Origin of the sequence: Christiangramia aestuarii (assembly GCF_009735585.1) — a bacterium.
GTDB lineage: Bacteria > Bacteroidota > Bacteroidia > Flavobacteriales > Flavobacteriaceae > Christiangramia > Christiangramia aestuarii.
Genome location: NZ_VJVW01000005.1, coordinates 1 through 17,497, shown reverse-complemented (window position 1 = coordinate 17,497; position 17,497 = coordinate 1). Strand labels below are relative to the sequence as shown.

General features: G+C 33.1%; 17 protein-coding genes. 5 read left to right on the top strand and 12 right to left on the bottom strand.

The window, feature by feature from the left end; genetic code table 11:
• Positions 1 to 81: 81 nt before the first annotated feature.
• The 3 genes from FLP08_RS12885 to FLP08_RS12875 all read left to right on the top strand — a co-directional run bounded on the left by FLP08_RS12885 (position 82) and on the right by FLP08_RS12875 (position 3,549).
• The gene (locus tag FLP08_RS12885) at positions 82 to 579 is read left to right on the top strand and encodes a hypothetical protein (RefSeq protein WP_162431070.1); all 498 of its coding nucleotides are present in this window, start codon (positions 82 to 84) and stop codon (positions 577 to 579) included.
• Positions 580 to 1,004: 425 nt separating this feature from the next.
• Positions 1,005 to 1,322 (top strand): hypothetical protein, encoded by a 318-nt coding sequence (locus FLP08_RS12880; RefSeq protein ID WP_156277228.1) that lies wholly within the window; start codon positions 1,005 to 1,007, stop codon positions 1,320 to 1,322.
• 58 nt (positions 1,323 to 1,380) lie between these two features.
• Positions 1,381 to 3,549, top strand: coding sequence for a TonB-dependent receptor (locus tag FLP08_RS12875; protein ID WP_202912773.1), 2,169 nt, complete (start codon positions 1,381 to 1,383; stop codon positions 3,547 to 3,549).
• Positions 3,550 to 3,728: 179 nt separating this feature from the next.
• On the opposite strand, the gene FLP08_RS12870 is transcribed toward FLP08_RS12875, so the two are convergent.
• The 4 genes from FLP08_RS12870 to FLP08_RS12855 form a co-directional block, all read right to left on the bottom strand.
• Positions 3,729 to 4,205 (bottom strand): hypothetical protein, encoded by a 477-nt coding sequence (locus FLP08_RS12870; protein ID WP_156277226.1) that lies wholly within the window; start codon positions 4,203 to 4,205, stop codon positions 3,729 to 3,731.
• Positions 4,206 to 4,408: 203 nt separating this feature from the next.
• The gene (locus FLP08_RS12865) at positions 4,409 to 5,071 is read right to left on the bottom strand and encodes a hypothetical protein (protein ID WP_156277224.1); all 663 of its coding nucleotides are present in this window, start codon (positions 5,069 to 5,071) and stop codon (positions 4,409 to 4,411) included.
• 361 nt (positions 5,072 to 5,432) lie between these two features.
• A complete protein-coding gene (locus FLP08_RS12860) occupies positions 5,433 to 6,434 on the bottom strand; it encodes a TlpA disulfide reductase family protein (protein WP_162431068.1) in 1,002 nt (333 codons plus the stop codon).
• Between the two features lie 220 nt (positions 6,435 to 6,654).
• Positions 6,655 to 7,365 (bottom strand): DUF2927 domain-containing protein, encoded by a 711-nt coding sequence (locus FLP08_RS12855; RefSeq protein ID WP_156277220.1) that lies wholly within the window; start codon positions 7,363 to 7,365, stop codon positions 6,655 to 6,657.
• Positions 7,366 to 7,590: 225 nt separating this feature from the next.
• Between FLP08_RS12855 and FLP08_RS12850 the strand changes: the two genes are divergently transcribed.
• Positions 7,591 to 8,892 carry an amidohydrolase family protein gene (locus FLP08_RS12850; RefSeq protein ID WP_156277218.1) on the top strand — a complete coding sequence of 434 codons (1,302 nt, stop codon included), beginning with the start codon at positions 7,591 to 7,593 and terminating at the stop codon, positions 8,890 to 8,892.
• A 150-nt stretch (positions 8,893 to 9,042) separates the two neighbouring features.
• Here FLP08_RS12850 and FLP08_RS12845 read toward each other — a convergent pair whose 3' ends face one another.
• Complete coding sequence (locus FLP08_RS12845) at positions 9,043 to 9,486, bottom strand: hypothetical protein (protein WP_156277216.1); 444 nt, start codon at positions 9,484 to 9,486, stop codon at positions 9,043 to 9,045.
• Positions 9,487 to 9,841: 355 nt separating this feature from the next.
• Here FLP08_RS12845 and FLP08_RS12840 point away from each other — a divergent pair, with 355 nt between their 5' ends.
• A complete protein-coding gene (locus FLP08_RS12840) occupies positions 9,842 to 10,453 on the top strand; it encodes a hypothetical protein (protein WP_156277214.1) in 612 nt (203 codons plus the stop codon).
• A gap of 240 nt (positions 10,454 to 10,693) precedes the next feature.
• Here FLP08_RS12840 and FLP08_RS12835 read toward each other — a convergent pair whose 3' ends face one another.
• The 7 genes from FLP08_RS12835 to FLP08_RS12805 all read right to left on the bottom strand — a co-directional run bounded on the left by FLP08_RS12835 (position 10,694) and on the right by FLP08_RS12805 (position 17,097).
• Entirely contained in the window at positions 10,694 to 11,647 is a 954-nt protein-coding gene (locus tag FLP08_RS12835) for a calcium/sodium antiporter (protein WP_156277212.1), read from the bottom strand.
• A gap of 384 nt (positions 11,648 to 12,031) precedes the next feature.
• Positions 12,032 to 12,817: an FkbM family methyltransferase gene (locus tag FLP08_RS12830; protein ID WP_156277210.1), complete on the bottom strand. Its 786-nt coding sequence runs from the start codon at positions 12,815 to 12,817 to the stop codon at positions 12,032 to 12,034.
• 155 nt (positions 12,818 to 12,972) lie between these two features.
• Entirely contained in the window at positions 12,973 to 13,761 is a 789-nt protein-coding gene (locus FLP08_RS12825; RefSeq protein ID WP_156277208.1) for a DUF6090 family protein, read from the bottom strand.
• Between the two features lie 202 nt (positions 13,762 to 13,963).
• Positions 13,964 to 14,530 (bottom strand): DUF6624 domain-containing protein, encoded by a 567-nt coding sequence (locus FLP08_RS12820; RefSeq protein WP_156277206.1) that lies wholly within the window; start codon positions 14,528 to 14,530, stop codon positions 13,964 to 13,966.
• Between the two features lie 251 nt (positions 14,531 to 14,781).
• Positions 14,782 to 15,636 carry a DUF5694 domain-containing protein gene (locus FLP08_RS12815; protein WP_238388495.1) on the bottom strand — a complete coding sequence of 285 codons (855 nt, stop codon included), beginning with the start codon at positions 15,634 to 15,636 and terminating at the stop codon, positions 14,782 to 14,784.
• 166 nt (positions 15,637 to 15,802) lie between these two features.
• A complete protein-coding gene (locus tag FLP08_RS12810) occupies positions 15,803 to 16,195 on the bottom strand; it encodes a hypothetical protein (protein WP_162431066.1) in 393 nt (130 codons plus the stop codon).
• A gap of 254 nt (positions 16,196 to 16,449) precedes the next feature.
• The gene (locus tag FLP08_RS12805; protein ID WP_156277203.1) at positions 16,450 to 17,097 is read right to left on the bottom strand and encodes a hypothetical protein; all 648 of its coding nucleotides are present in this window, start codon (positions 17,095 to 17,097) and stop codon (positions 16,450 to 16,452) included.
• Positions 17,098 to 17,497: the final 400 nt, after the last annotated feature.

Sequence of the window (17,497 nt, the reverse complement as noted above, 5' to 3'; positions counted from 1 at the left end):
TAAATCCACAAAATTATGAAGCTAATTAAACAAATTCTCATAGAAACATTGGGGAAACTAGCGTTTTTACTAATTGTATTGGTGATGGTATCATGCTCGCCGGAAAGCACAGCCGACCCCGCACAGAAAAATTTAACAACCTTTGATTTAACAGGAGGTAAAGATGTTACCAGGCCAATTTCTATAGTACTTGAAGGTATGGATAATCGGGACGGATCTGGAGGCACTACTTCTGGGGAAATGACCCATTTAGGCAAATTTCATGGTACGGTTGCACCTGGATCATTTGAAGATGCTGGAAATGGCAGTTTTATTTTCACATCCCTAAGTGATGACACGACAGTTGCAGCGAACGGAGATGTATTATTCTCCAGGTCTCTGCTTGTTTTCGTTTTTATTTCGCAAACTCAAGCTACCTATAGCGGTACAATTACCTTTGTAGGCGGAACCGGGAGATTTGAGGGAGCTACTGGATCCATGCAAATTGACAATGGTGTTTACAATATCATCGGCATAGATGATCTTGGTGGTCCAATGGGTGAATACTCGCACAAAGGAGCTGGAACTATTACGTACTGATATATTCCTTTTTAAATATTAAACCAGCAGAAAATGCTGGTTTTTGTTTGCTCATTTTCGATTGGGTTAAAATCAATTAATTTAGATAGAATTCAATTATCACATTTTTCTTCTTTTTAAAATTTTTGGTATTAAAGTCGAAGGAGGGTGGTTATTGTTTTTTATAACTTAATAATTAATATGAAAGTTGCTCTTTGTTGAAGTTTTTTGGAGCCTGATTTACCATGGGCTCGGTTATCATTAATTGGCGAAGCACAGATGCGGTCCTGGAAATACGTAATCTGTTTAATAACTATGCGATGATAAAGTAAATTGTTTTCTTTTTAAAGGTGCCGCTTATTATTGATGAAATTTTTGCTATTTCGGCTAGATCCCATCTCAATCTTACTTCCAGGTTTTTTAATTAAAATGTATTTTTGCTACACATGAAATTGATTGTTCTTTTTATATCATTTTTGGTGCTTTCGCTGTCCAGTTTCCCATGTTGTTTCCTAGGGGAAATTGGAGAAAACGCTAATTGTAATGAAGACCATAACAATACCGAAGATGATCACTCCGGGGACGGGGCATGCTCTCCCTTTTTTAACTGTGGAAGCTGTACCGGATTTGCGATCAAAGAAAATTTGGAAATCGCTTTCGTCAAAGATGAATTACCGGGAACCAATTTCACTTCCTACCTCGATTCATTTAAAAGTGTCTGCCAGAATCCTGATTTTAAACCTCCAAAGCGTATGACCATATAAAATAATTTTTTTCACTTCAAGTGAAGCTTAGTCATATAGTCATTTTAAAAAAATCAGTTTGAAAAATATCATTTTTGTATTGCTCTTTTTTGCGAGCAGTACGATCATAGCTCAAAATCAATTCGAGACCACCATATTAAATGCCGAAACCACGGAACCGCTTTACGGGGTGACTATTGGCATTCAACAACTTAATATTGGAACTACCACCAATGAAGAAGGAAAAGCCATTCTTCGGAATATACCAAATGGAGATTTTATGATCGTAATCAGTTATATAGGTTTTGAAACAATAACTTTAAGTAAAACATTTCCTTTATCTGAAGAACAGAATAACCAGGAAATTTTGCTAAATCCTTCTGAAGAGCAGATGGAAACCATCATCATCGAATCGACCCGAAGTTCCCGAACCTTTCAGGATATCCCCACCAGGGTTGAGTTTATAGCCGGCGAAGAGCTTGCAGAAAAAGGAAATATGAAGCCCGGGGACATTCGCATGTTGCTGAATGAAAGTACCGGTATCCAAACGCAGCAAACTTCAGCAACCAGTTATAATTCCAGTATCAGGATTCAGGGACTCGATGGGAAGTACACCCAATTATTAAGGGACGGCCTTCCATTATATTCGGGATACTCCGGCGGGTTAAGTCTTATGCAAATTGCTCCTCTGGATCTCAAACAGGTCGAGGTGATTAAGGGTGCCTCTTCAACATTATATGGTGGTGGAGCGATCGCTGGTCTGGTAAATTTGATTTCCAAGACTCCTGAAGATGAGCAGGAATTAAGTTTTATGGCCAATCTAACCTCTGCCCTGGGACTGGATCTTAGTGGTTTTTATTCCGAAAAATTCGGGAAACTGGGAACCACTGTATTTGCCTCCTATAATTTAGGAACCCCATACGATCCCGCTGACAATGGTTTAACGGCGATCCCGAAATTTGAACGTTTTACGCTGAATCCTAAACTATTTGTAGACCTGGATGAAAATACCGATTTCAACCTGGGCATTAATTTTGTTTCTGAAGATAGATTGGGTGGCGCCATCGACTATGTTGAAAATGAACGCGGACCAGGTTATTTTGAAAGGAATGATACAGAGCGCTTTTCCACTCAATTTCTGGGGAATCATAAATTTTCTGACAAGACCTCCCTGCAGCTAAAAAACAGTATTAGTCTTTTTGAAAGACAGATCGAAATTCCAGACTATGCCTTTACCGGGTACCAGGTTTCTTCTTTTTCTGAAATAAATCTTTCAACTATTCAAGATAAAACTGAATGGATAGCTGGAGTGAACCTATGGACCGAAAACTTTGACCAGGAACAGGGAGATCCAGATCAGGATCTCAGTTTTAATAATTATACCCTGGGTGCTTTTGTTCAGAACATATGGGATTTTAAGGAAAAATGGACTTTGGAAACAGGTTTGAGAGGTGATTATCAAAGCAACTACGGTTTCTACCTGTTACCCAGATTCTCCTTAATGTTCGAACCTTCAGACCGGTTGACTTTCAGAGCCGGCGGAGGGATGGGATATAAAACTCCCAGCATATTTACGGAAGAGGTAGAACGGCTGCAATTTCAAAATGTGCTGCCTATAGATATGGACGATACCAAAGCCGAAAGATCTCTAGGTTTGAACCTGGACGGAAATTATAAATGGTCCATCACGAACGACCTCAATTTGTCTACTAACCTTTTACTATTTTATACGAGGATAAATGATCCACTGGTGTTGAATCAAAGTACAGAAAGCTTTTACGAATTCTCTCAGCCAGAGGGCTATATAGATAGCAAGGGAATCGAAGCCAACATGCGTTGGAGTTATCATGATTTGAAGTTATTTATAGGCTATACTTTGGCTGATGTGAATCAGCATTATAATGGTGATACGCAGCAATATCCACTGGTAGCTCAACACCGGCTAAATAATGTTTTGATGTATGAGAAACATGATAATTTTTGGATTGGCCTCGAAGCTTACTATTATAGTGAACAGCAATTAACCGACGGAACTACAGGTGATCCATACTGGATCCTTGGAGTAATGACCGAGAAAAAGCTTGGAGAACATTTTTCCTTATTTCTGAATTTTGAAAATATCCTCGATACCCGGCAAAGTAGTTTCGACAGTGTTTATACCGGTACTCTTGATGACCCCAATTTCAAGGATATTTATGCTCCTGTAGATGGCTTTGTCATTAATGGAGGCTTTAAATTTAAATTTTAAGATATACCTTTATAAAAGCAAGCCTCGAGTTTAAATACTCGAGGCTTGTTGCTTCTAAAGTTTTGCTTAGAAAAGTGGGAGAACCGTGGCTTAGGTACAGACGCGGTGAGTATCTCATGTATTTAATTCTTTTTAAGGCTTCTGCTTTTTGGTAATGAACCCTTGTTGTACCTTGTTAATTAATCTACATAAGCTTTTTGAACCTGACCCAGATCAGATCCATCTTTTATGAATTGGATCTTCTTCTTAGACTTTGGGATCTGAACAATAATAAAAGGAGCTAGTTTTTGATCATCCTTATTAGGATTCTCGTTTATAAGCCTGTATTCAATCTGAATGTTTTCCTTTCCTTCTAAAATTTTTACTATTTCAATTTTGTCTATCCCGGTTCCTTCCTGATCGGACTGGAATATTTCAACCAGCATTTTCTTTTTGAATAAACTTCTATCGGTTAAACCATACTTTTCGCTGAACTTTTCTGGTAAATAATCCTTATTGAAAAATTTGTTGAAACATACGATTTGGAGGTCTGGAATAGGGGAATCGACTCCTTCGGCGATTTTTTTGAACTCTATTTCCTGATATTCTTCGTTTTGGGCTGATAAGGACTGGAATGATACTATGGATAAAAGGAATAGGAATATTTTGCTTTTCATAATTAGAGTTTTCTTTTTAAAATTTACTATTTGTGAATCCCATTAAATAAGGGTAGAAGTCCATGTAAGAAATAACTGATTCGTTAGATAATACGATCTTGACACTTAGGGCTTGGCTTATTTTTAGTATGTTTAACATGATAATTATTTTCCTTACAAGGCTTCTGTCTGTCAACTATGAACCGGTTCTTGTAAATCGAAGGTTATTTAGAAACTAGTTTTACAGCCTTCCAAACATATTCTGGACCGTATTCTCCAAAATAAGAAACATAATCTCCTTTTGGAGAAATCACAACAAAACTTGAACACGGATAGTGATTATTAAAAAACAACCTTTCTGTAATTCCATCAGGATCTTTATACCAATTTATCAAACCTTCATATTTTTCTAATCCCTCCTTATCTTTATAAAGATATACCGGGTTATTTGCATTTAATTGCTGGATGCCAGATTCTAAAGAAGAATACCAGTTCCGAATAAATTCTTCGGTCTGCAATCCACTGGAATTGCAGGGATCTTTTCCTGGATAATATAAGATTACCAACGGTTTTGAAAAATCTAACTTTTCAGAAGATTTATTTGAAATGAGAGAACGGTAAACTTCTATATTATCTATTTTTCCTGTTTTGGTTCTTTTTATGAGTTTTCTCTGGTTTAAGGAATCAATCTGGATATCTAAATATTTATTTGTAGACCTTTTTTTCCGGAATTTTGATCTTGAAATTTCCTGGTTATCTATGTCATAATAGGTGTAATCCTTTTTGGAGGTAGAACATGAATAGATAATAAGGCCAATTAATGTTATGGTGAACAGTTTTCCTATAAATGGCAAGTAATTATTACTCATTGCAATTCTGCTTTGCATCGTTCTTCTGTTGTGGGAAATTTTATTTTTTAGAATTGATCCTGAGATCCTTTCTTATTTGAGAATACAGGCCGGCACCAATTATCATAGCTACAATAATAATTGTGGTAAAACTATTATGTTCTTTTAATATAAAATAACTTCCAATCATCCATAGGGATATAGCTGTTATGGATATAAGAATTGTTCGGGTGGATATTTTAGTCATGATTAAATTATTCAATAAATATTTTCGCCAGCAACCTCGGTCATCATTGTATGGCCGAGCAGAAAGGGGAGAGGCTCAGTATCGGTTTGATGCTCAAGTTAATTATTTTTCTTTCTAAGGGCGCTTAGTGGCGATAAAATTTAAGGGGCCGATTTAATTTAGGATTTGATTGATCTTATTTTCTAATTCAGGACTCATTAAATTTTTTGCTATGATTGTTCCGTTTTTATCAATTAGGATATAGGATGGTGTGGAGGAAATACCATAGGCTTTAAATACTTCTCCATCCCATCCTTCTAAATTGCTTAACTGAGCCCAGGAAATATTGTCCTCAATTATGGCATTTAACCAATTTTCTTTTGACTTGTCTTTTGAGATACCAATGATGTTTAAGCCCTGTAGATGATATTTAGAATTAATTGCTTTTAATGTTGAATTCATTTTTCTACTTCCTCCACAAGTTGATGACCAAAAATGAATAAGTGTTAATTGCCCGGTAAGATCTGAAATTCGTGTTAGTTGATCCTGACTATTCTGAACTTCAAAATCTATATATTTTTCACCTATTTCAGGCTTATCTTTTTCCAGAGACTTATTGATTTTCTTACCTAAAGCAGATTCGCGAACCTCCATAGATAAAGAGGAATAAAGATCTTTTATTTCCTGCTGTGTCATTCTTCTATTTCCGAATAACAAATAAGCACTAACTAACGAATTGGGGTACTTTTCAATGAAACTAATTTCTCTATTTTTAATAGTATCCTTGGGTAGTTCTACAATATTTGCATGAACCTCACTCTTTATTTTATGGGAAAGATCCTGACTTTTTGATCCCTTAACGAATGCATCATTAAAATTTGTGTTTGAAGAATCGAAAGTCATTTTCTCACCTTCTATCCAGAGCTCCTTGAATTTCTTTTTATCTTTTGTAAATAACATTGCATACACCATTTGGTCTTCTAGAGATGTATCTATTCTAAAACTGTTTTTTTCAACTTTAGCCGAGTCTATAGACTTTCCTGTTACCAGGTCTCTTAGATACAAATAAGTTCCATCTTCGATATTTGAAGTTTTACCATTTAAAGAAAATTCATTTTTCTGTGCATTTAAATTTAAGTTGCAGAAACAAATTATATATAATAGAAATCTTGGCATAAAACCTTTCATTTTTGGTTTAGTTTTTTCGAGAATTTTGAACGCTCCCCATTTTCTGATGTTATGAGCTTAGGGAAGTGTTACTGACTTCCAGGATTAGATTGATTTTGGTTCCTCAAGTTAATTATTTTCTTTCTAACGGTAACGCGTAGTTACGATGAACTTTTATTAGGTACAGTTTTATTGAAAGCAATAAAAATATAATTCTCTAGCAGGGTTTTTATTCGTTGGTCAGAATTTCTTTTAAAATTTCATCTACTTGGTTTTCATTTAGCCCGGAACGCATATTTGGATTATATAGAAGTCTGATCAAATCTTTATCGATACTTGCATATTGAGTGGTATTTGTCCATGAAGATTGAAAAATACTATCCATATACAATGGGGAATCTTTAGCTAGCCCTAATGATTGTGTAAGCTCTTCTCTTAAAAGATGTTTTTGTTCTGTAGCATTGGCTCTGGTTATATCCACATACATGTATCCAGAAGTAAAGTGATCACTTCTATTCCAATTAACATAGAATAACCCCCAATTAGAATCAACAAAATTGGCTTGATTTGGAAAAATTTTAGCGTATTCTTTCCCGGAGCCAAAGAATATATAATAATTTGATTGTAATGAATCATTGACAATTTTAACTTTAAATCCATCTGTTGCTAATTCATTAATTTCGGTTTTAATTTTCTCTAACTCATTTCGTAATTCAATATCTGGCTCTCCACCAATAAATATTCTAAGATCTGAATACCATTTCCGAGTTACATTACTCGCGGTACCGAATTCAAATCCTAAAGCGATATCTTTATAGTAATTTACAACCTCTTTTTGGTATTCACTTAACTCTGATACGGGAGTTATATCTTCATTATCCTTAGAACATGATGAAATGATTAGTGACAAAATAACTAAAAGTGAAAATCTATTATTCATATTATTTTGAGTTTAAATGGTGACTAAGGTTTTAGTTCATAGTCATTTGATCAAGTAGGCGGCCAGACCTTTCGGGATTTGGGTTAATGTTGGTTTGTTGGTCAAGTTAATTATTTTATAACTATGAATATTGCTTATTAGCCATGAACTCTTGTTTTACAAAGTTTTTCTATCTTTAATTAAATTATTGCTCACAAACCCTATTCTCTTAATTCTAAAATTTACATGATTCGCACTTTAACTATTTGTGTTTTCCTTCTACTTTTTTTTATTCCCCCAACTGAAGCTCAGGAAGTCGAAAAATTTATCCTGGCTGGATCAATTTATGATAGTGAGCAAAATGCTTTATTGAAAGAAAGAGTAATTCACATTAAAGGAAATAAAATAATTGAAGTTGGAAATAGAATAGATATACCAAAGGATGCTGAAATAATAAACCTTAGCGCGTATACAGTTCTTCCAGGATTGATTGATTCTCATACTCACGTTTTATTCGATCAGGAACCACAGGATGATTTTGCAGAACATAGCATAAGTACCCTGGTACTGGAAAGCCAGGCCTTAAGAACTTTGAGAGCTGTAAAAAGAGCTCAATCATATCTCGATGTAGGAATTACTTCAATAAAAGACTTGGGAAATTCCGGGGAATTTTTAGATGTGGCCTTGCGGGACGCGATTAATGAAGGTTCTGTTGAGGGGCCCAGAGTTTTTGCTGCCGGGCAAATTATGTCCGGTCCTGGAGGCCAGATTTATGGTGTTCAAAAGGAATATCAGGAAATCATAAATAATGAATATCGAATTATTAAAAGTCCGGAAGATGCTATTAATGCAGTCCGGGAACATATCAATCAGGGCGTTGATTTAATCAAGATTTGTGCAGATAATCTACCGAATAACACCCGTTTAACTGTACCGGAAATGGAAGCAATTGTAAATACTGCGCATATGAACGGCCTAACAGTGACAGCTCATTCCATTACCAATGAATCTTCCTGGGATGCGATAAGAGCCGGGGTGGATGGGATTGAACACGGATTTTTTTTAGCCGATTCCACACTCAATCTGATGGCTGAAAAAAAGGTTTTTTTAGTCCCAACCGAAAACAGCCTGGATTATATGGAAACTTATTACCAACTACAGGGAGAAGATCCAAATGAGCTTTATTGGTTGTCTGGATATATGAACGATATGAAGGCTAGATTAAAAAAAGCCATAGAAAAAGAAGTAATAATAGTTGCAGGATCTGATAATTATACCAATATCCATGTGTCTCGCGGAGTATCCTCTCAGGATATGTTCAAAGCCTATTACGAATCAGGTATGAAACCACTAAATATTCTTCAATCGGCGACCTATATGGCTTCAAAAAGTCTTAAGAAAGAAAATGAAATTGGGATATTAAAGCAAGGTTCTTTTGCCGATATTATTGCTATAAAAGGGGATATTCAGAATGATTTTCTTAATACCATTAAGAATGTTGTTTTTGTTATGAAAGATGGTAAGGTCTATATGGATAGTTCAATATAATACCCTTTGCCGATCAATAATTTTTACCTTAAACCCCGGAAGTTAATTTTGACTAACGGTCTAGGTTTTCACTAGTGGCGAATTAGGGTAGATAGTTTCAACAATTTGGGCAAAATTTAGAATTTGTTTGTTGTTGAAGCTTATAATTTTCTATCTCTTACTACTGTCTAGTGGCAGGGAACCGTGATTACATACCGTATTTTGTTCCAAGATTTCCATCAGCTTTTCCTTACTCGATCTTTCAACTTTACTTAAATCGAATTCATATTTCTTATTTCCGATTTTATATATGGTTAATTGATCATTCTCTAATTGGAATTTTCTTATTTTTCTGAAGCTAAATCCCTTACCTAGAAAATATTTGATCCTAATATTGATTCCTGCTTTATTCCAGGATACATAATATCTGAAAATCAGCATTTTGCACCAGATAAGGATTAAACAAACATGTCCGAGAGATCTTAAAATTCTATCTAAATTTTCAAACTTTTCTGTAAAATATTCAATTCCAGAAATTAAAAAGCAGAGGATTGCAATGCCTAATAATATTCCATTCTGTAGACTTTGTAATTTATCGAAGTAAATTTTTTTCATCTTTTAGACTATATACTTTCAACTCACACAAATTTCGATAAGTTTTTTGATTTAAAAGATTCCTGTTTCAATAATGTTGTTTCAGACTTTCACTTTAACCCCATTAACAGGATAGATTTTATAATTGTAGATACTTATGTGGAGAGCAGGAATTGTTATTAATATTATATAATAAATTCTAAATATCTTCTTCTGATTATTTAAAAAATATCCTTTTAAATCTCTTTCTCGAACTCAAATTATCATACCGGAAATTCAGTATTTTTAAATAAAACTTAGCAAATGAAAATTCTCTTAGAATAACGGAATTCTTTTTTAACTACGTTTATTATAGGTGCTTAAGATTGAATTTAAGATGAAAAATTTATTCAAATTACCAATATCTATATTGTACTTGATAGTATTGGTTTCGTGCACATCAGATGCTCCACATGAACCTAAATCGCCGGTGTTTTCTGGTGGTAATCCAGGCGGAGTTATTGACGATGATGAGACAACTAAGAATGATAGTTTGCTAAACATTTTTTTTGGATTATTAGATGGTGATGGTAGTTCTGATATTTATATAGATATGCCAATAGAAAGTTCTCCTACTAATTTATTTGTTGGTAGATGGAATATTATAAAAGTAGGAATAGATGAGTATAACGACGGAAGAATAAAATATTTTAATTACCAGGATTTTGATCACAAGGATTGCGGATCAAGTTTTTTACAATTTAATAATGGAGTAGTTTTCGAGAATAGCTATTACAAAAATAATGGTACTTGTACGCTATATTCCGAAATTGATGATTGGGAGTTAATTGAAAACAACAGGTTTAAAATTTTTGTTTATGATAATATTTATCTTATCAAAGTAACTGAAGCAGAATTAATACTAAAGTATGATTGGCGTTTTGAAAACTCGCTTTACGCACCATTACAAGTTTACTATTATTATGAACGATTTCGGGATCCTGTTTAAAACAAAATATTCTACATCAAGATACCATGCTCGTTTGTGAATTTTAGTCCTGAACGAAAGTTAGCATTTTAATGATATACCGAAACTCGCTATAGGTCGTTATAAAACAAAGTATTGCTAATGTTATCAATCCTTTTATTATAAAACCCACAAAATATAATTCCATGCTAAAACCTGTTTCCAGGAAGCTTCAGTTAATTATTATTTTCAAATGCTGCCCGCTTATTGGAGGGCGTTTTATTAGGTCTCCTTCAGTATTAAATAAATAGTATAGGTCAAATAAAATATCACCAACACAGCAGCTTCCCATCTATCAAGTTTTTTTCTTTCCCCGGTGAACATTGCTGAAATCAGAAATAAGGTTCCTCCAATTAATATGAATAAATCAAGGTTGAAAATATCATTATAATTAATTGGTTTGATGAAGGAACTAACTGAAAGAATAAGTAGAAAATTAAAAATATTGGAGCCTATTACATTTCCAATTGCGATATCACTGTTTTTTTTAAGTGCGGCTACAATTGATGTTATCAGTTCTGGTAGCGAAGTTCCGGCAGCAATGATAGTTAAACCAATGATCTTTTGACTGACTCCCAAATCTGTTGCAACAGCTATGCTATTTTCAACAACTAATTTACCTCCAATAATAAGGCCTAAGAGACCAAACGAGATCAATTTCCAGATTTGCAAATTTGACTTTGGCTTATAGGCCACCACTTCGCCACCATCGGTTTTCATTTGTTTAAATACGTACAATAAGAAAACCAAAAAGAGGATGAATAAAATAAGACCATCAAACCTTGAGATCTCGGAGTATGTGGTTAAGAAAAAGTCGTTAGCCAGTAGGAGCAATAATATAGTAATGATTAGTGAAATCGGGATTTCCCGCCATGCTGTAGAAGACTGAACTTTTATAGGATATACCAAACCAGCAATTCCCAAGATAACGAATAGATTAAAATTATTACTGCCTATGATATTTCCTAAGACTATATCAGAGAATCCGTCAATAGATGCTACAGAGTTTACTACCAGTTCTGGAGCAGAAGTTCCAAAGGCAACAATAGTTAATCCTATCGCTAGATCAGAAATATTATGTTTTTTGGCTAAAGAGGAAGCTCCGTCAACCATCCAATTAGCTCCGTATATTAAGGCTGCAAAACCAATAATTATTAAAAGTAAGGATAAAACCATTTGTTGTTCTGATTTCTATTTATAGATATCGCATTATAAATATCGCAAGCTTAACTATCGTGCCAGATTCAATACTTGATTTTTTTGCAAGGACTATATAAATATAGCAGAAATAAAATTTGGGAATAACAGTCAAATTAACCAAGAATTTCCTGTTGAAAATAAAATATGAATTAAGATAAAGGAAGTCTTCCTTATACTTAAAGTATTGATGTAAAGTTTTTATTTCATTTTTATGTATCGCAATGCTCTCGGTTATTACCAGGAATTTGATTGGAGAAGTCATCCCTCTTTGGAAGTCCTCTTGGTATTGATTTTTTGATTAGATTAATTAATTTCTTTTCAAGGCAGCCGAATATTTGGGATAAAAATTTGTTGACTTTTTCATGAATGCAATACATACCAATCGTCAAATTCGGAATAATCTTCTTTTACCCTTTTATAGCCATTTTTTGTAAGAAGTTCAAAAATTGAATCACGAATATCTGTGTAATTATGTTCTACAGTAATAATCCTAAATTTAAATTCTTCGAAATCAAAATTCTTTAAAATCTCTAATTCACTCCCTTCAGTATCAATTGATAAATAGTCTATAATTCTTGGTGAATTATATTTCTTAAGTAAATCATTTAAAGATATAGTTTTTACCGAATATTTTTTTCCGATTTTTCTGAGTTCGCTGTGTTTATCATTTTCTCCAAATCCATTAATAGTCGATAATGATGCAATCTCAGGTTCATAAAACTCAATTTCTTGATTTGAAGAAGACCAAACACAATTTTTTTCAATGAAAACATTTCTATTGGATTCTATTTCATTATGCCAAATTTCAGCAGGTTCTGCTATAATTCCATTCCAGTTGAAACCTTTTTCAAGTAAATATGTGTTGCTATGGAGGATTCCGTCACAGCCTCCAAACTCAACGAAATATCCGTTATTCTTATATTCTAATTCATTCAAAACAAAAAGATCTTGCCTAAGTTGTGATTTGGATAATTCTCTTACTTCAAAATATTTATTTAAATTTTTAGGTTGAAAGCTTAATAGAAATTTCAGTTCATTAGCAAATTTCTTATCTATAAAAAGTTTTTGTAATTCATTCTTCCTAATAATATTATATCCAATCAGGGAAAATGCTTTGTTGATAATTTTTCGTAGATTTTTTTTCATAAATAAAAGTCAATTATCTCTTTTACTGTCAATTGGCGTAGAAGGGTGCAGCTTCCTCACATTTTTGGATTGGCTTAGTATTGGTTTGTTGGTCAAGTTAATTATTTTATACCTAACGGTATCGCTTATTGGCAAGAATCATTGTAGTACTTGCTTTATTTTTGTTCAATTCTATTCTTTAACCTATTGAGCAATTCTTGTCTTACTTTTATCTTACCTAATGCATTATATGTTCGTCCCATATCTCCAATAATATAATTTTCAAATGATGGAGTTCGCAAAATTCTTTCGTAATCATAATTAATTGCACGATTATCTTTGATTGAGGCTACTTTATCATAGAATTCTTGTACATTTTCTTCATTTATAACCAGGTCACCTGTATTTTCTGTCATATAACCTTCAGGTAATGTATTCATCAAAGGTTCAAATTGACTTTCCACAAATCTGGTAATTGAGCTAAATGAATTCTCGATCAAAACAAAATCTGCATAGTATTGGGAAAGATCCTTTAATAACTCTTTACCTTTAAAATTGTTAAAGGCACCCATTGTTTTGGCCGATTCGAATGTCCTTGAATAGATAGTTGGATTTACAGAATAATATAAAGGTTCGGCATATTTCCCAAATTTTTCTATGCCCATACTCCTCTTTGGATTTCTAACATAGACTAATAATGTGTCGAGGTATTCTATTCTTTTCGCGTGAAAATGATTGTAATATTTTAGTTTCTCACTGTCCTTCTCCAGGTCCAGTAGAATATTTTTAAAAAATTTTTCTTCTGCTATTTTGGTTTTGCGTTGATCGTTCCAGGTATCAATTTGTAATGCAATTAAAATTCCAACTACTACTAATATGATTTCACCTATTGCATAAAGTAAATATTTTGTGAATTTGTTTTCACTCAATAATTGTATTCTAATTTTCCTAAAGAATTTTATCATTAGAATTGCATTTTTCTAAAGATAGGTTTTTATGTCTTTACCTGGTTGAATTTATGAAGAACAACGGCCTGTTTTATAGTTGGTTATGGAGGGTGAGGGAAGTGGTCCCTACGCTTAGGGAGTTGATTTGTTGGCTTAGATTGTAATTTTAGTTCTGAGACTTACGCCTATGGGGCTGAACCGTTAATGAATGCTGTTATTTCTAATTCTGGATATTATTGATACGTTTATAGTCTTCCAGGGGAATCATTCCAACCATTCTGCGTAAGGAATCAACTTTTGAAGTGTCTTTAATTTTATAGAATTCGAAGATCTTTTTTTCCTTTCCTGTAATTGAATCCTTTTCTGTTTTAATCAGAAATTGGCTACCATAAATTTGTGGTAAACCTCGATGCATCAAATAGCGATCATGATACATGGCTGCTAAATCTTCATCTAGTTGGCCATTTTTAGCAGCTTTAATTATCATAGGTAAATATTTATCTTGAATAGTATTTGGTGCGTGCTGCAAAACAAAAAATGCGGCTTTCCTTGTTGGATATCCGACAATAGAATCGCCAGGATATGTATTTATTTTTTTAATGATCTTTAAAACCTTTATTAGGTTGACAGAGTCTAACTTATTTTGTCTTTTCCATAAATCTTCAATTTGAGGAGAATTCCAACCATACTTATCTACAGTATCTTGAAGCATTCTTCTATATTTTTGATCAGTTTTAAAGACACTATTTAATTCAGTTTTTATTTCTGATTTATCATTTTCAGACAATAATTTTTTCTTTGGATTTTCTTTACAACTAAATATGAATAGGAATATTACAGTGAAGAATATGAATTTTATTTTATGCATTTTCTCTGAAATTCTAGTATACATCAGTTTCGGTAACGCCTGTTAGCTGAATTAAGGATGGCGTCCAGACGTTTCCGGAGTCAGCTTAAGATCTTTTGGTTCGCCAAGTTGATTTTTTCCTGCTTGGAATGCCTTCTATTGGTGATGAACCGTCGTTATAAACAATTAAATCACTTTAAATATTTAAAAGTATTAATCATTTCATATTTAGGACTTCTACTCATAAAGTCCCTGAAAAACGCTGTTTGACTTGCCCCCATAAGAATGAAAACCCGGTCATCTTCATCCAGGGTAATTTGATTCAAATTGGAGTACATTCGTAAATTTCTTTTATAATATTTAGCAGCTTCATCGGCTCCTTCAAAATTTCCTGCTGTACCTACATGAGTTAATATATCAGCATTTGCAACAATCAAAAAATCCAGAAATTTTTGGTTATTCATCAATTTAAGCTTATTAAGAAGTGATAAGGTTTCTAATTCAACATTTAACTCTGGATCGTTTTTAAAAGGGTTCTTTAGAAAGTTGTTGTAAGTGATTGAATCATTAGTATTTATGATTTCCTTTTCTATATAATATTTGTATTCTAATTTATGGTCTATTCCATAGACCCTTTTTGTCCCGGATAATCTTCCTACTTCAAAAGCTATGAGTTCTATTTCGCTTTGATTCCTAAATATGGTGTCAGGATTTTTCAGATAGGCACGGTAATTTTCTTTTAGCTCTTCATTGAAGTAAGGTGTCCTTTCTACGATTATTACAGTAGGTTTAAAATCAGCTAGCGTTTTAGCAATTTGATGTACCGAATCAATATTTTTCTTATTTCTTTCATCAAATTCTGTGGAATTGGCATCGGTGGTAATGCCCATATGAAAAGAGCCAAAATTTAAAACCTTGATTTTATCATTGCTTAACTCAGTTCTTCCAATATTTTCGTTTTTGCTGTTTTGCGAATACATGGAAACATTTAAAGAATAGAAAATATAAAGTGTAAATAAAAGAATTAATGATTTTCTAAATTGCATAGGCAGAATTTTCAAATTTAATTGGTTTCAACGGTCTCGGTTATCGCCAGTTGGCGGAGTAGGGAACGCGGGTTTGTCGGCTTAGTATTGGTTCGTTGGTCAAGTTAATTTATTTCTTTCTAACGGTGCCGCTTATTGGCGATGAACCGTTGTTGTGCATTGTATTTTATTGCTCTCTTTTGATCGGAACATTGAATTCCGTTTTTGTTTCTTTTCCATTTATTTCAAAACGCAATTTTATATTCAGAGTGTCAGATTCCAAATAATTATCTGGAACATTTATCTCAGTTTTTGTTATTCCATTTTCTATTGTTAGAATTTTTATTCCAGCTCCAAAAATTGAAAGAGTATTTGGATCAATATTCTCTAATTTAAAATCTGTTCTAATTGGCTTGTTATAAGTCAAATAATCATTTCCATTTACAATTTTCAATTCTAAGCTACTTTCTCCTTTTTCAAATTTAAAATCTGAGGTACTTTTTTTTGATTCCGAACAAGAGTTCAAATTCAAAAATAGAAGTCCTAATAAAAATAGCTTTTTAATCATCTTTAGTTTCAACTTTTAAATTTCACTTTGAAGCTATATTTTTTATTGTCTCTTTTATTACAGTATTTGAAAATTATCAATAGGACACTAGCAATAGAAGTAGAAATTTTCATTTAAAATATTATGCACAACGGTCTCGGTTATCGCCAGTTGGCGGAGTAAGGGACGCGGGTTTGTCGGCTTAGTATTGGTTCGTTGGTCAAGTTAATTATTTTCTTTCTAACGGTGCCGCTTATTGGCGATGAACCGTTGTTGTGCATAGTGTTTTATTCAAATTTTGGAATTCGATCTAATTTTGGTCTTGGATTCCGATTTAATTGGTCGTTGATTGACAAATATTGAATTGCAATGATTAATTGAATATTGGGATCGTTTAGGTCAAAATCTTTTTTATTCTTAATTATATGATGTTGGGTAAGAAATAATCCGTTAAAATCGCCAGAGCCCGTAATTCTTTCAGCATAATTCTTTATTGCATCATTTTGTAGCCCAACTTCGATTAAAAAATTTTGATAGTTTCCTTTATAGGCAGAACAAATTTCTTTTGTTTTTCTACCAGAATCTGGATAATAACTTTCACAAAGATTCCAGATTTCTTCGAAAGTTGACTTGGAGATTTTATCATAGATAATTTTCTGTTCATTAAAGTCGATGTGGTCAGAAATTGGATAGTGTCCCTCTTGTCTAAATTCCGGTGCCGGTGGAAGATTTTCAAAACATTTTTTAAAATTCGTTTTAGAATTATTCGTGCAAATTTGATTTTTAAAAAATGCAGTTAACAACTCTAAATCCTTTATTTGCCTTTCTGAAAAGTTGTTTTTTAATTCAGTTGTTGAAAATTTTTTAGAACAAGAAAAACATAGAAAAGCAACGATTACTATAATTTTTAATTTTGAATATTTGGTTGTTGACATTAGATAGTTAAGATGATTTTTCAAATTATGATCAGTAATTGAAGCAGAATTTTTCTTATAAAATATTATGCACAACGCAACGGTCTCGGTTATCGCCAGTTGGCGGAGTGCGGGACGCGGATTTGTCGGCTTAGTATTGATTTGTTGGTCAAGTTAATTATTTTCTTTCTAAGGCTGCCGCTCATTGGCGATGAACCGTTGTTGTTGCGCGTTTTTTAGTTCTATATTCATGCTGGAAGATATTTTTTAAATTTTAGTATCAGAAAAAACCTTGAATAATATTTAAACCGATTAATGAAAGGTTAATAATAAAAAGCTTTCTAATAATTTTATTTTGAACTCTAATTGTTGAAATAATTCCAAGGATTAAAATTGTAATAAATATTATTCCCCATATTAG